This window comes from Marinobacter shunpengi (assembly GCF_045449715.1).
Lineage (GTDB): Bacteria > Pseudomonadota > Gammaproteobacteria > Pseudomonadales > Oleiphilaceae > Marinobacter.
Map to the genome: position 1 here is coordinate 42926 of NZ_JBJJLA010000019.1, position 12881 is coordinate 55806.

14 protein-coding genes are annotated in these 12881 nt (G+C 61.5%); 11 read left to right on the forward strand and 3 right to left on the reverse strand.

The window, feature by feature from the left end:
- Positions 1-50 precede the first annotated feature (50 nt).
- Positions 51-494 carry a hypothetical protein gene (locus ACJO3T_RS13700; protein ID WP_406978811.1) on the reverse strand — a complete coding sequence of 148 codons (444 nt, stop codon included), beginning with the start codon at positions 492-494 and terminating at the stop codon, positions 51-53.
- Positions 495-676: 182 nt separating this feature from the next.
- On the opposite strand from ACJO3T_RS13700, the gene ACJO3T_RS13705 reads away from it, so the two are divergent.
- Entirely contained in the window at positions 677-1573 is an 897-nt protein-coding gene (locus tag ACJO3T_RS13705; protein WP_406978812.1) for a LysR substrate-binding domain-containing protein, read from the forward strand.
- Positions 1574-1785: 212 nt separating this feature from the next.
- Here ACJO3T_RS13705 and ACJO3T_RS13710 read toward each other — a convergent pair whose 3' ends face one another.
- Both ACJO3T_RS13710 and ACJO3T_RS13715 read right to left on the reverse strand, forming a co-directional pair.
- Entirely contained in the window at positions 1786-2199 is a 414-nt protein-coding gene (locus ACJO3T_RS13710) for a DUF1090 domain-containing protein (RefSeq protein ID WP_406978813.1), read from the reverse strand.
- A 172-nt stretch (positions 2200-2371) separates the two neighbouring features.
- Positions 2372-2959: a YiiX/YebB-like N1pC/P60 family cysteine hydrolase gene (locus tag ACJO3T_RS13715; protein ID WP_406963388.1), complete on the reverse strand. Its 588-nt coding sequence runs from the start codon at positions 2957-2959 to the stop codon at positions 2372-2374.
- 362 nt (positions 2960-3321) lie between these two features.
- On the opposite strand from ACJO3T_RS13715, the gene bla reads away from it, so the two are divergent.
- The 10 genes from bla (at position 3322) to ACJO3T_RS13765 (ending at position 12868) form a co-directional block, all read left to right on the forward strand.
- The gene (bla, locus tag ACJO3T_RS13720; protein WP_406978814.1) at positions 3322-4230 is read left to right on the forward strand and encodes a class A beta-lactamase; all 909 of its coding nucleotides are present in this window, start codon (positions 3322-3324) and stop codon (positions 4228-4230) included.
- Between the two features lie 480 nt (positions 4231-4710).
- Complete coding sequence (locus tag ACJO3T_RS13725) at positions 4711-5427, forward strand: PEP-CTERM sorting domain-containing protein (RefSeq protein ID WP_406963385.1); 717 nt, start codon at positions 4711-4713, stop codon at positions 5425-5427.
- A gap of 208 nt (positions 5428-5635) precedes the next feature.
- Positions 5636-5929, forward strand: a complete 294-nt coding sequence (locus ACJO3T_RS13730; RefSeq protein WP_406963384.1) for a hypothetical protein — start codon at positions 5636-5638, stop codon at positions 5927-5929.
- A gap of 105 nt (positions 5930-6034) precedes the next feature.
- Positions 6035-6703 carry a DNA-3-methyladenine glycosylase I gene (locus tag ACJO3T_RS13735; RefSeq protein ID WP_406978815.1) on the forward strand — a complete coding sequence of 223 codons (669 nt, stop codon included), beginning with the start codon at positions 6035-6037 and terminating at the stop codon, positions 6701-6703.
- A 144-nt stretch (positions 6704-6847) separates the two neighbouring features.
- Positions 6848-7240, forward strand: a complete 393-nt coding sequence (locus ACJO3T_RS13740; protein ID WP_406963382.1) for a cupin domain-containing protein — start codon at positions 6848-6850, stop codon at positions 7238-7240.
- A gap of 189 nt (positions 7241-7429) precedes the next feature.
- On the forward strand, positions 7430-7945 hold the full coding sequence (locus ACJO3T_RS13745) for a hypothetical protein (RefSeq protein ID WP_406963381.1): 516 nt from the start codon (positions 7430-7432) through the stop codon (positions 7943-7945).
- 14 nt (positions 7946-7959) lie between these two features.
- Entirely contained in the window at positions 7960-9087 is a 1128-nt protein-coding gene (locus ACJO3T_RS13750) for an AI-2E family transporter (protein ID WP_406963380.1), read from the forward strand.
- On the forward strand, positions 9080-10651 hold the full coding sequence (locus ACJO3T_RS13755; protein ID WP_406978817.1) for a TolC family protein: 1572 nt from the start codon (positions 9080-9082) through the stop codon (positions 10649-10651). The genes ACJO3T_RS13750 and ACJO3T_RS13755 overlap by 8 nt, the downstream gene beginning before the upstream one ends.
- An 11-nt stretch (positions 10652-10662) precedes the next feature.
- Complete coding sequence (locus ACJO3T_RS13760) at positions 10663-11826, forward strand: HlyD family secretion protein (RefSeq protein WP_406963378.1); 1164 nt, start codon at positions 10663-10665, stop codon at positions 11824-11826.
- A complete protein-coding gene (locus ACJO3T_RS13765) occupies positions 11816-12868 on the forward strand; it encodes a DUF2955 domain-containing protein (protein WP_406978818.1) in 1053 nt (350 codons plus the stop codon). Before ACJO3T_RS13760 ends, ACJO3T_RS13765 begins: the two co-directional genes overlap by 11 nt.
- Positions 12869-12881: the final 13 nt, after the last annotated feature.

The following is a 12881-nucleotide window of genomic DNA, read 5'->3' on the forward strand; positions in this document are numbered from 1 at the left end:
GGGGAACACACGTTGATGGGCGTGTTCCCCTTCACAAAGGTTTGGCCGCTTCAGCAACCTGGGGCGACGGTTGCCCCACGCGGGCTCCTGTCAGAGCTGGCGGGGGCAGGCTTCCCGGTGGCGGTGATTGCTGTTCCCTCAGCTCCATCCGGAGAACATGGCCGTTTCCCGTACTGCTCCTCAAGGTACTGCCGCCGTGCCCGCCGGCACCTGGCCAGGGCCTTGAGGGCGTCCACCTTCAGCGGCAGGTTGAGGGCCCATTCGATATCGCTCCGTTCCAGGCCGACATCCTGCAACACCGTGTCGGACGCCTTCAGTAGGGGAGCACTGCGGTGGCGGAACCGGAGCCGGCGCCAGACCATCCGTACCCAGAACTCGAGAACCGATAGTGATGCCAGCGGCGGTGTGGCGGGCATATACAGGTCCAGCCGTGGTGGCTTCCGGGGGGATTCCGGTGTTGGTTGTGGGCGCTGGAATGTGTGGTTGTGGTTCATGGTCCTGGCCTCCTCTTTTCTGTCTCGTTCGAGGGTGTGTTGGCTAAGGAGGCCTGCGCTTCTGTTGGCCTCCCGTCCTTTCCAAACAGGATGGGCCGGGCAGTTTGATAAGACAAACGAAAAGGTTTAAGGTATCTGTTAAGTAAAATTGAAAGGCCTGAATTCAGAAGGTGAGAGTTCAAATGGACGCTTCCGTTGCCACCCCCCATCCCGCCAATCTGCCTTTGCTGGATATCGATGTGCTCAGGACCTTCGTTGCCATTGCCGAGAGCGGCAGTTTTACCCGTGCGGCACGGCAGGTTCACCGAACGCCCTCGGCATTGAGCATGCAGATAAAGCGCCTGGAGGACATCCTGGGGCAATCACTCTTCGTGCGGGAGGCCCGACATGTGCGGCTGACTTCCGAGGGCGAGGTGCTGCTCGGCTATGGTCGGCGTTTTCTGAGCCTCAACGAGGAAGCGGTCCAGCAGTTCCTGTCTCCCGTCCTGGAAGGCCGGATCAGCCTGGGGACCACGGACGATGTGGGGACACGAATCCTGCCGGGGGTGCTGTCCCAGTTTGCGCGTTCGCACCCGGCGGTGCAGGTGGATGTTGTCGTGGGGCCAAGCGAGCAGAACCTGGCCCGGCTGGATGCCGGGGAACTGGATCTGGTACTGGTCACATCGGGCAACCAGAACCAGGAACCAAGGGGGGAGGTGGTGCATTCTGAACCCCTGGTCTGGGCCGGACGGGAAGGGGGAGTCGCCGCTCATCGCTCCCCCCTGCCGGTGGCCCTGGCCAACCATGGCTGCGTCTGGCGCCGAACCGCCCTGGATGCCCTGGACCGGGCTGGCGTTTCCTACCGGGTTGCGTTCAACTGTGATCACTGTGCAGGGCAGGAGGCAGCCATGATGGCGGACCTGGCGGTGGCGCCTTTCCCGCGAAGCCTGGTGCGCCCGCCGTTACGCCGGCTGGACAAGGAAGGGTTGCCGCCGCTGGCGAACTATCAGGTGGTGCTTGTCCAGCGTGCCAGGGCACCCGTCAGCGACGCCCTGTGCGGCCATGTGCGGGATGCGCTGAAGGAACTCAGGGAAGGGTAGTTTCAGGACGCGGCGGATTCGCGAGGCGATCATGGGATAAAGGACCAGAGGACAGGATGAAGATACTGGGTCGATGGCTTTGTCGCAGGTCGGGATCTGCCTGTGGACCGTGCCATCAAATGTGATATCCGGTTGACGGAGTGGCTTCTGGAGTCGGGGCCCAGCCATCTCCGTGTGGTCAGGTGGAATAGTCACGAAATGACGAACTGGCGCTAGCGACCTGCCTGGTTGCGCAGGGCTTCCAGCTCCCGGGTGTGCTCCTCAAGCTCGTCTGTGGCCTCTTTCAGGTCTTCCCGGCGGTCCTCGATCTCATCGGTGTCGCCTTCCTGGATCGCCTCCTCGAGTTCCTGCCTTTGCTCTTCCAGATCCTCCAGGCTGTCCCGGACCTCTTCCTCGGCGTCTGCCAGCAGTTCGTCGTCGGTGCAATGGGTGCGGATACGCTCCAGCGACGTTTCCAGGCCCCGGAGCCGCTCCCGGTTGCCTTGCTCGCGAGCCATGTCCATTTGCCGTTCTACCTCGGCTTCCTTGGCGGCACAGAGTGGGTTTCCGGTGGAAGCCGCAAACGCCGGGACGCCGAAGCCGAGGGCCAGCACCAGCGCCGACAGGGAGAGAGAGTGTCTTTTCATCTGCAGATCCATGGTTTGAGAAGTGAAGGCGAGACCGGAACTGAAGCAACGACCATTCGCTGATTACCGGCCACGCGTATCGGCCAATATTGCGGCCCATCCTATCATTGCGGAGTCCGCTATGGTCCTGACCGTCCCGTAATCGTCGCCATCCGTTACCGCCGGCTATTGCCTACAGGATCCGGCCAAGCAGTGAAAGCCGGTCATCCAGCCAGATATCCTGGGGGCTGATAAACCCCTTCCGGTTGTAGCGGAACTCCTTGCCGGCGTGGGCGAAGCATTCGTAGACGAGTTCCGAGCAGATGTATTCCCGGTCCCGTTTGCGTTTGCCCTTACCGAGTGTGATGCGGGCGAGCACATTGGCGATCTCGTCCTTGTCGTAGGGCTTGGTCAGCTCGTCCACACCAAACACCGATAGCTTTCGGACCATGTCGGGCGTGATGTCAGCGCAGCGGGCAATGGCGACGCGTCCCTTGTAGGGTTTTCCGTTCTCGTAGTCCCTCACATACTTGGACAGGGGGGCAAAACGGACGCCCATATCCTCGACACTTTCCAGCAGCAGGATGCGGTCAATGGCCTCGATATGGAAGACGATGCCCACGTGGCTCCAGGCGCTGCGGGTCATGGTCTGGATGGCCTTTGAAACCAGGTAGTCGCCGGAGGTGAACAGCAGGTCGCCGGACCTGAGCTGAGAGCGAAGATCCTGGTACGACAGGACGGGTAGGGCTTCAAGGTCTGATTTTTCGATGTGGGCCGCCATGATACTTCTTCCCTGACGATCGGTGTTATGGGTTGGGGGCTGGGACGAGTCAACCTGGATAGCTCTACCGCAGTCAGGTGACAGCTGGATTGCGGTGTGGCTGTCGGGGTGGGCTCGTCGACCAGCGTGCCCTGAAGAATAGACCATGGGAGCCGATCTGTTCAGTCAGACGATAGTCTGTGGTGGTGTGGTACTCGTAACTGTCGCCCATAAAAATGGCAGCTGCGGCGAGGTTTCAGAGCCCTTGTCAGGTGCCCGCCATATTTCGCCACAATCCGCCATTCTTCCGCCGCCTTCCGATACCCGGGGCAGTGTATGCTCCCCTCTGGTTGTCACTACACAACGGCTGAGGATATCCCTGTATGGCAAAGGTAAAGACACGTCGGCTTCGTACGATCAGCATGGGGGCGGCTGTTGCTGCCCTGGCATTGATGGTCAATATGGCTTGTGCCGACACCGGCCCGTCCGCTGACGAGCGATTCCAGGAGTCGATTGAAGCCCTGGAATCCACCAATGGTGGTCGCCTGGGCGTGGCGGTTCTGGATACGGAAACAGGTCGGCGATTCGAGTATCGGGCTGACGAACGCTTCGCCATGACCAGCACCTTCAAGTGGGTTCTGGGGGCGGCAGTCCTGGCCCGGGTGGATGCGGGGGAAGAGACCCTGGACCGACCGGTTCGCTACGATGAGAGTGATATCCAGTCCTACGCCCCGGTGGCGAAAGAGCACCTGCCCGAGGGTGAAATGACCGTAGCCGAACTGATTGACGCCAGCATCCGTTACAGCGATAACACCACGGCTAACCTGCTGTTGGAAACCCTTGGCGGCCCGGCGGGGCTGACCTCTTACATGCGCTCCCAGGGTGATACGGTATCCCGGCTGGACCGGAATGAGCCGGACCTGAACACCAACCTGCCAGGGGATAAACGGGACTCCACGACGCCTGCCGCCATGCTGGGCCTGATGGAAACGGTACTGCTGGGTGAGGCCCTGTCTACCGGTTCCAGGGAGCAACTGCATGACTGGCTGATCCGCAATACCACCGGTGACAGCAAGCTCAGGGCCGGCCTGGACCCGCAATGGACGGTGGGTGACAAGACCGGCAGTGGGGACCGAGGTGCCAGTAATGATGTCGCCATTGTCTGGCGCCCGGATGCCGGCCCGGTCCTGATTGCGGTGTACTATTCCGGTTCTGAGCGCTCGAACGATGCCCGCAGTGCGGTGCATGCCGAGGTAGGGCGGCTGGTGACCGAGGTTGTGAAGAGCGAATAGCGATTCACCGCCAGCCGGTTACCGGAGCCGGTGGCGGGGCGCCGCCGTTTCTTCGAATTCGGTAAAAAGGGGATGTGCGATCCAGACTGCCAGGCTTGGAGTCGAAGGCCGATAGGGCCTTGGAAGAGCCCGTCAGGAAACTATACAGGTAGATTGCGAAAGGAGGTGCCACCATGTCCATGCTGACCTTCTACGTCAACCGTGCCGGACGTTAGTTGTCTTATGCCCAGCGGGACACCCTGGAACGGGCCAAGGACGAACTGAGGGCGTTGTATGGCCGTCCCCTCAGGGGCGGACGTTCCTAGGGGATTGTCAGGCAAGTACAGTCATCATTACCCGTCGAGCGAGTGTCAGTTCAGTTTACAGCCAGGTTTATCTTATTTATTAACTACATGAAAGTATTAGGTAATATTATCTGGCATGAGGGTTGCTTATATCACTTCAGAACGAATCTGATATCGATCGATATGGAGTATCGAGATGAAGCAGTACCTGAAACCCGTCGCAGCCGTCCTCGCTATCGGCGTGGCCTCTGCCGCCAACGCCGCCCCGATCCTTAACATCAGCGGCCAGGGTGCATCCGCCGCCTCTGCCGCCGAGGCAGCCTTCCTTGGCTCGGCCCAATCGGGTTATATCACCGAGAATTTTGACGACGCCAGCTACTCGGTGGGTACCCAGGCCGGTACCATCAATTCCGTGGCCGGCGTGGGAAGCTTTAGCCGTGTAACCGCCGGCTCCGGCGGCCTGTGCGATACCGGCAGCTACGACTGTGACGACGGGCTGGCGGTGCTGGATGCCGCCACCACCCCCTTTACGGGTCGTTTTTCCGTGTCTCCGGACAACTGGCTGGACAGCATGGATGCCATGGAAATGACGATTTCCCTCACCGCCGGTTATAACGCGATCGGGTTCTACATGACCGATCCCAACGACGCCGGGGGCCGTTTCTCCATCGGTGGGGTGGACTTCAGTTTCACCGATGTCTTTGGCTCGTCCCTGGGTAATGGCAAGGTCTACTACGTTACGCTGTTCGACGCCGCCGGGCTGGACGACATCAGTATCTATTCCAACAACCCGGACGACGGCTATGGCCTGGATGATGTCACCATAGCCAGTGTCGCCGAGCCGGGTACACTGGCCCTGCTTGCTTTGGGCGTATTTGGTCTGGGCATGGCCCGTCGCCGCCAGAAGGCCTGAAACGCGGTTCATCGGAAAACCCGGGGGCGGTATAGCGCTTCCGGGTTTTTTCGTTTTGCGGGTGTCGTCAGACGTAGTCCCGTAACCGCACCAGTTGCCTCTTAGCGCCCCAATTGCCAGCCGGTCCCCGGAGTGATGGCAGTAGGTGCTGGAGCCGCCATGGTCATGGACGTTGCCGGTGTAGGCGTAGCCATAGGTGGTCAGCACCATGGCGTCGTTCAGACGTCCACGGACAAAGCAACAGCCCTCGCTGGCCTTCATGAAGTTTGCAGAAGCGGGGGAACAGGTCACACTGGATCCGGCCGTCGTCGAGGAAATGCCAGTACCCCCCTGGATGGCCCTGCAGGATGGGAGTGTCGCCCATGGTCAGACCTCCGCGCCTTCTCCCCTGCAGGACCGGATTCGCCACCTGAAACGCAAGGCGGGACTACTGGACCACTACTGGTCTTCATCCATGCGCTTCGGGCGGTATTCCAATGAGGAGATGTCTTCCTCCGAGTGACCCTGGAACAAGCCACCAGCGGCCATTTTTGTGGCATCCTGTGCAGCACCTTCAGTTACGTCCAGTTAACGGGCCTCAATACCAACCAATCATCGGAGCAGGATCATGGCGTTCGCCAGACTCTATGAACAGGCCGCTGCACGAAAAGGCGGCGAGGCCGCGTTGCAAAGTCTGTTACCCCGGATAGCGGAACCCGGGGAGCTGGAAGTGTTTGGTGATGACCGCTACCTGTCCGAAATCACCCGCTGTATATTCAAGGCCGGATTCGTCTGGCGGGTGATCGACAACAAGTGGCCGGGCTTCGAGGCCGCCTTTGATGGGTTTGTGCCCCTGTACTGGCAACAGGTGCCACCGGAGGTGATTGAGGACCTGGCCAGGGACGAGCGTATCGTCCGTAACCTCCAGAAGATCCGTACCGTGCCGGAGAATGCCCGGATGATTGTGGATGCGGCCCGGGAGCACGGCAGTTTCGGGCAGTTCCTCGCCCAGTGGTCGTCGGATGACCAGGCCGGGTTGCTGTTGTGGTTCAAACGTAACGGCAGTCGCCTGGGTGGTAACACGGCCCAGTACTTTCTCCGCCGCATGGGTTGGGACGGGTTTGTGTTGTCCGGGGATGTTATCGCCGCCCTGCGTCGGGAAAATCTCCTGGATGCCACACCGGGCACCAAAAAGGCGTTGATGCAGGCCCAGGCGGCGTTTAATGACTGGCACCGGGAAACCGGACTGCCCTACAGCCACCTCTCGAAAATCCTGTCTTTCACGGTTGGTGATTGAGGATGTTATCCAGCCATGGGTGAGGGGCGAGGTGCCGGAGCAGACTGGTTGATTGTTCCCGGCGGTTCCGTCCAGAATCCTCTGGTGCGGTAGTCTCTGACAATGTTCGGCCCGGCCGGATCGGCCAGAAAGGGAGCGTCAACCATGCCTGTACTTACCTCATCACTGAAGAAGGATTTCGTTGTCCTCGATGCCGGCAAGAAGGCGACACTGGAGCCGTGCGACGGAACCCTCTATGAACGCCTGGATCGGGATTACAACGGCTTCAGTGGCTGTGAACTGATCTCCCACCATGAATTCGACGCGGACTGGCCCAGTTGGGAAAAGCACCCCCATGGTGACGAGATCGTTATCCTGTTGTCCGGACACATGACCTTCGTACTGCAGTCGGCGGACGGCGACCGGGAGGTTGAGCTCAAGGCGTCGGGCGACTACGTGGTGGTGCCCATGGACACCTGGCATACCGCCAGGACCCACGAACCCTCCCGTATGCTGTTTGTGACCCCGGGAGAAGGAACCGAACACAGACCTGCCTGATAAAGGGAAGCCCATGTAGCGAACGTCCTGGCTTGCCAGTACCCCGGACATTGTCTTTACTTAAAGTCGTCCGCTCAGGACAGCACCCTGTTACGCCGGTCAGGGATTCGATGAAGTCGGTCGGCCCAGGCTGTCTGCGCAGGTGCCCAGGCACTTTCAATGCGTTGGTATACGTAAAGGGAACCGCCAATGGAGAAGGCAGGCAGCCACAGCGTCTTTGAGCCCGTCCTGGTCCAGGCCGTCAATAACCGGCAGCGGCTTTTTGTCCGTTATTTCCTGGCCATCCTGATCGACCTGGTGGTGCTGAACCTGTTCAACGAGTATTCAGACCACGTCCGCATTGATTCCTTTACCACCTCCCTGTTCGCCGCCGTGCTGCTGCAGGTTCTCCTGCGCCTAACCATTGTGATTGAGCACCGGGTGGCGGCCTGGTTCAGGGCGATGCGGGGAGGGTTTGCGGTATTCATGCGTTACTTCAGTGCCTGGCTGCTGCTGTTTGGTTCCAAGTTCGTGATCCTTGAGGCGCTATCGTTGGCCTTCGGCGATGGTGTGCAGTTCCTGGGCCGGTTCCATGGTGTGCTGGTGCTGATACTGGTGATTGTCACCATGCTGCTGGCCGAAGAACTGGTCGCACGGATCTATCGGTGGCTTGGGGAATCTCCGGAAACCAGCGACAAGACGAATGGTGAAAGCCTTCGCCCGTGACGGAGAGAACATCCATGGCGTTTGATGAATCCGTAGTTCGTAGGATGGTGACCCGTGACCTGTTGGAGACGCTGATCAGAGTCGCCCTGGTGCTGGTCCTGGCGGTGGTCTGTGTTCGCATCGTCACGCCCTTTGCCAACCTGGTGATCTGGGCAACCATTCTTGCCATTGCACTGTCGCCAATGACGGAGGGCCTTGCCGCCCGCCTGGGCAGTCGTCGGGGCCTGGCAGCGGGTATTGTTGTCATTTCCGGGCTCCTGCTGATTGGTGTACCGACGTTGCTGCTGGGCATTTCCTTTGTTGATCATCTGGCCGGTGTGCTCGATGGGGTGAGGAGCGGGGCACTGCACATTGATCCACCGCCCGAAACCGTGGCGGACTGGCCGCTGATCGGCAACGCCGTGTATGGCGCCTGGAGCGAGGCGGCGGCCAATCTGCCACAGTATGCAGAGGACCACCGTGAAGCCTTGGCCGACTGGTCCCGCCGGGCGTTGTCAGGGGTGGCCGGTAGCGCCGTGGGCATCCTGCTGTTCCTCGCTTCCATCGCCATTGCCGGTGTCATGCTGGCGTACGCTTCCCACGCGGATCAGGCTTTTGAGCGGATCTTCGTCCGCTTTACGGATCCTGTCCGGGGGCGCCGCCTGAAGGTATTGTCCATCGCCACGGTACGGTCGGTGGCCACGGGTGTCATCGGGGTTGCTTTTATTCAGTCGTTGCTGTTGGGAGTGGGCTTCCTGCTGGCAGGTATTCCGGCGGCCGGTGTTCTGGCGCTGGTTGTGTTCCTGACAGGCATCATCCAGCTACCTGCCCTGATCATCACCCTGCCGGCCATCGCGTACCTGTGGACCGGCGATGGTTCCACGGTCAGCAATACGGTGTTCACCGTCTACCTGTTTGTTGCGGGGCTGTCAGACAACGTCCTCAAACCCCTGTTGCTGGGGAGGGGAGTGGAAGCGCCAATGATCATTGTCCTGCTGGGGGCGTTGGGCGGCATGATCACCGGTGGCTTGATCGGGCTGTTTGTCGGCGGGGTGGTGCTCGCCGTGGGCTATCAGATATTCATGGAATGGGTGGATGCGGCTGAACCGGTTACGGAGGAAGCAGCAACGGATGTGCGGACCAGTGCCGAGGGCAATGACTGAGTCCGTGCCATCGCCTGGGTGGCGACGGTTACGGGGTGTGTTGGTGGTGCTGGGGCTGCTGGGAGGCTGTGCCACCGTGGGACCGGACTACCAGCCACCAGAGGTGGACTGGCTGTCGGACTGGCAACCGGACCTGTATGGCCAGCGGGTTCAGGCGGACGACGGCACGGGGGATGACCTGCGTTTCTGGTGGCATCTGTTCAATGACCCGGTGCTCACGGTCCTGATTGCCGAGGCACGCCGCGAGAATCCCTCGCTGCGCCTTGCCGGCCTGCGCATCCTGGAAAGCCGGGCGGCCCTGGGTATCGCCGACAGTGGCCGCTATCCGCAACTGCAGCAGATTGGCGCCGATGCCACCTACATTCGCGGGGAACAGGCGGGCGGGGCGGACCGTGACCGGAGTTTTGCCCGCTATTCAGCGGATTTTTCCGTGGGCTGGGAGCTGGATTTCTGGGGACGGTTTCGCCGTGGTATCGAATCGGCGGATGCGGCCTTCTTTGCCTCCATTGCCAACCAGCAGGATGCCCAGGTGCTGCTGGTGGCCCAGGTGGTGGACCTTTACTACGCCTATTGCACGACGCTTCAGCGTATCGACATAGCCCGACACAATGCGGCCATCCAGCACCGCAGTTTCGAGATCACCGAGCGGATATTCAAGGCAGGGCAGGGCTCGGAACTGGATCTTCAGCAGGCCCGGACGCAATACCTGGCAACCAGGGCCACCATCCCGCTGTTACAGGCGGACATGATTCGACTGCGTAACGCGCTGGCGGGGCTGCTGGGCCGGCCCCCCGGTCCCATATCGGAACTGGAGGCCACCAGGGGTGAGCTGCCCCCTGTCCGTCCGATGGCGATCGAGGCGGTGCCCGCTCAACTGCTGCTGCGACGCCCGGATGTGCGCTCCGCCGCCTGGCAGGTGGCTGTGCAATCGGCCCAGATCGGCGTGGCGGAGGCGGACTACTACCCGGCGATCTCCCTGTTCGGCAGCATCGGCTGGAGCACATCCACGCTGTCGGACAGCGGCTCCAGTACCAGCCTGCTGGCCGGTCCGGCCCTGAGCTGGAATATCTTCGATTACGGTCGCATCCGCAACAACGTGCGCCTGCAGGATGCCCGCCTGCAGTCGGCCATTGCGGCCTTCCAGGGCCAGGTGCTGGCTGCCGCCAGGGAACTGGACGATGCCGCCGTCCAGGTGGTGAAGACGGTGGAAAGTCAGCGGTCCCTGACGGAATCCGTCGAGGCGGCACAACGGGCCCTGGATCTGGCTACCAAACGCTACCAGGAGGGTTATTCGGACTTCCAGCGGGTGCTGGATGCCCAGCGCATCCTGTTTGCCCAGGCCGAGCGGGAGCTGGTCAACCACGGCGCCCATGTGAGCGCCATCGTCGACCTGTACCGGGCAGCGGGTGGCGGCTGGATGCCCATGACCACGAACGACATGCTGCCGGCAGACATTCGCCAGACCATGGAAGAGCGAACGGACTGGGGGGACCTCCTGGATGAACCCATTCCCGAGGTGGGCCATCCCGCCGGTCCTGCGGCCCCATCATCATCGACCCCGTGAGAGCCATAACCGTGAACGACGAAAAACCAAAACCAGCGGCAGGGGAGCCGGAGCAGGAGACGGCTCCGGCTGACCCCATCACCGAGGCCCCGGATGCGGAAAAATCCGTGAAGAAGGGCGGGGTTCTGGTGGTACTGATGATCATCCTGAGCCTGGCGGCCTACATGCTGGCGGACCGGTTCACGCCCGTCACCAGTCAGGCGAGGATCGAGGGGTACGTGGTCGGCGTGGCGCCGGACGTCAGTGGCCGGGTTACCGATGTGTGGGTGCGGAACAACCAGGAGGTGATGGCCGGGGACCCCCTGTTCCAGATCGATCGCTCCCAGTACGAGATTGCCCTGGAAAGTGCCCGGACCCAACTGGAGAATGCGGAACGTCAGATGGGCGCCGGCAGTGCCGCCGTGGAGGCTGCTCGCGCCAGTCTGCGCGCCGCACAAGCCAATGAACGCAAGGCCCGCCAGGACGCCAGTCGACTGGAGCGTCTGTATGCGGAAGACCCGGGAACCATCTCGGTACGGCGCCTGGAGATCGCCAGGGCGACCCTGGAACAGGCGGAGGCGGGTGTTACCGCAGCGCGGGCAGATATCCAGCGGGCCATCGAACAGATGGGGGGCGATGACGCCGAGAACAATACCCTGTTGAAGGGCGCCGTTACCGCTGTCAACAAGGCCGAACTGGACCTCCGGAACACCCTGGTCCGCGCTCCGTCCAGGGGCATGATTACCGACCTTCGGGCCGATCCCGGACAATTCGCCAGCGCCGGCCATCCCGTGCTGACCCTGATTCCCATCCACGATGTCTGGATCAATGCCGAGTTCACCGAGAATAACCTGGGGCACATCCGGGTGGGCACGCCGGTTGACATTGTGCTGGACGCCCTGCCGGGCCGGATATTCGACGGCGAGATTCGCAGCGTCGGCCTCGGTGTCAGTGATGGTCGGAGCCAGCCGGTGGGGGCCCTGCCCACCATCCAGAACGACCGGGACTGGCTGCGGCAGGCACAGCGCTTTCCGGTGATCATCGAGTTCGATACGTCACAGGCGGACGAACTCCGGCAACAACTGAGGATTGGAGGCCAGGCCACGGTCATCGCCTACAGTGACCAGAGCGCCATCCTGGACTGGCTGGGCAGGCTGTACATCCGCATCAATAGCTGGTTGACCTATGCCTACTGACACCGCCCGGCCCCTGGCGGAGGGCTGTCCACCCATGGCGGCAACCCGGACATTCCGCTTTGCCCTGACGGTGTCACTGGCACTGGCGGCGGGCTATGGGCTGGCGCTGCCGTTTCCGTTCTTCGCACCGTTGTTCGCGATTCTACTGGGAGCAACCCCCGGGCCACCCCCGGCAGTGCGGGGGTTGTTTGCTCTGGTGATGCTGGTCGTTCTGGCGCTTGGGTTGGGACTGTTCCTGACACCCTTCCTTGCCGTCTATCCGATTGCCATAGTGCTGGTGATCGCGGTCTGCCTCTATGGCGCCACCTACCTCAGCGTCGGTGGGGGCAAAGTGCTTCCGGGTATACTGCTGACCATTGGTGTCACCATGATTCCTGCCGCCGGGCTGGTGGAATACGCTTTGGCGGTGGCCGTACTCCAGGGGCTGGTGGCGGGTATTGTTGTGGCCGTGCTGTGTCAGTGGCTGGTGTACCCGCTGTTCCCGGAACCGCCAGCGTCAGTGACGTCCGTGCCGCCTCCGCAACCGGCAGGGCAGGCCCGCTGGATTGCCGCCCGCACCACCCTGATCGTTATCCCACCGGTGCTGCTCGCTTTCACCAATCCGGCACTCTATATGGCGTCGATTATCAAGACCGCAACACTGGCCCAGCAGGGCTCCAGGATCAGTGCCAGGGCGGCAGGTCGAGAATTGATTGGTTCGACGTTCCTGGCGGGCCTGCTGGCGGTGGTGTTCTGGTTTGCCCTCAGGCTGGCGCCGACGCTTTGGATGTTCTTCCTCTGGATGTTGCTGTTCGGCCTGCTTTTTGGCGGGAAGCTCTATGGTGCCCTGGCAAGTCGTTTCCCGCCGACGTTCTGGCAGAATGTCGCGGTTACGCTGATCATCCTGTTGGGACCGGCGGTGCAGGACAGTGCCTCCGGTAAGGACGTGCAACAGGCATTCGCCATGCGCTTCACCCTGTTCGTCGCCATCACCCTCTATGCGTGGCTGGCAATCCTCCTGCTGGAGCACCTTAGGGAACTGACCGCAAGGCGACGACAATGAAACAGGAGGTCGA

Coding starts and splice junctions, on each gene's coding strand:
- ACJO3T_RS13700 (WP_406978811.1), bottom strand. CDS start 494: ATGAACCACAACCACACATTCCAGCGCCCACAACCAACACCGGAATCC.
- ACJO3T_RS13705 (WP_406978812.1), top strand. CDS start 677: ATGGACGCTTCCGTTGCCACCCCCCATCCCGCCAATCTGCCTTTGCTG.
- ACJO3T_RS13710 (WP_406978813.1), bottom strand. CDS start 2,199: ATGAAAAGACACTCTCTCTCCCTGTCGGCGCTGGTGCTGGCCCTCGGC.
- ACJO3T_RS13715 (WP_406963388.1), bottom strand. CDS start 2,959: ATGGCGGCCCACATCGAAAAATCAGACCTTGAAGCCCTACCCGTCCTG.
- bla (WP_406978814.1), top strand. CDS start 3,322: ATGGCAAAGGTAAAGACACGTCGGCTTCGTACGATCAGCATGGGGGCG.
- ACJO3T_RS13725 (WP_406963385.1), top strand. CDS start 4,711: ATGAAGCAGTACCTGAAACCCGTCGCAGCCGTCCTCGCTATCGGCGTG.
- ACJO3T_RS13730 (WP_406963384.1), top strand. CDS start 5,636: ATGGCGTCGTTCAGACGTCCACGGACAAAGCAACAGCCCTCGCTGGCC.
- ACJO3T_RS13735 (WP_406978815.1), top strand. CDS start 6,035: ATGGCGTTCGCCAGACTCTATGAACAGGCCGCTGCACGAAAAGGCGGC.
- ACJO3T_RS13740 (WP_406963382.1), top strand. CDS start 6,848: ATGCCTGTACTTACCTCATCACTGAAGAAGGATTTCGTTGTCCTCGAT.
- ACJO3T_RS13745 (WP_406963381.1), top strand. CDS start 7,430: ATGGAGAAGGCAGGCAGCCACAGCGTCTTTGAGCCCGTCCTGGTCCAG.
- ACJO3T_RS13750 (WP_406963380.1), top strand. CDS start 7,960: ATGGCGTTTGATGAATCCGTAGTTCGTAGGATGGTGACCCGTGACCTG.
- ACJO3T_RS13755 (WP_406978817.1), top strand. CDS start 9,080: ATGACTGAGTCCGTGCCATCGCCTGGGTGGCGACGGTTACGGGGTGTG.
- ACJO3T_RS13765 (WP_406978818.1), top strand. CDS start 11,816: ATGCCTACTGACACCGCCCGGCCCCTGGCGGAGGGCTGTCCACCCATG.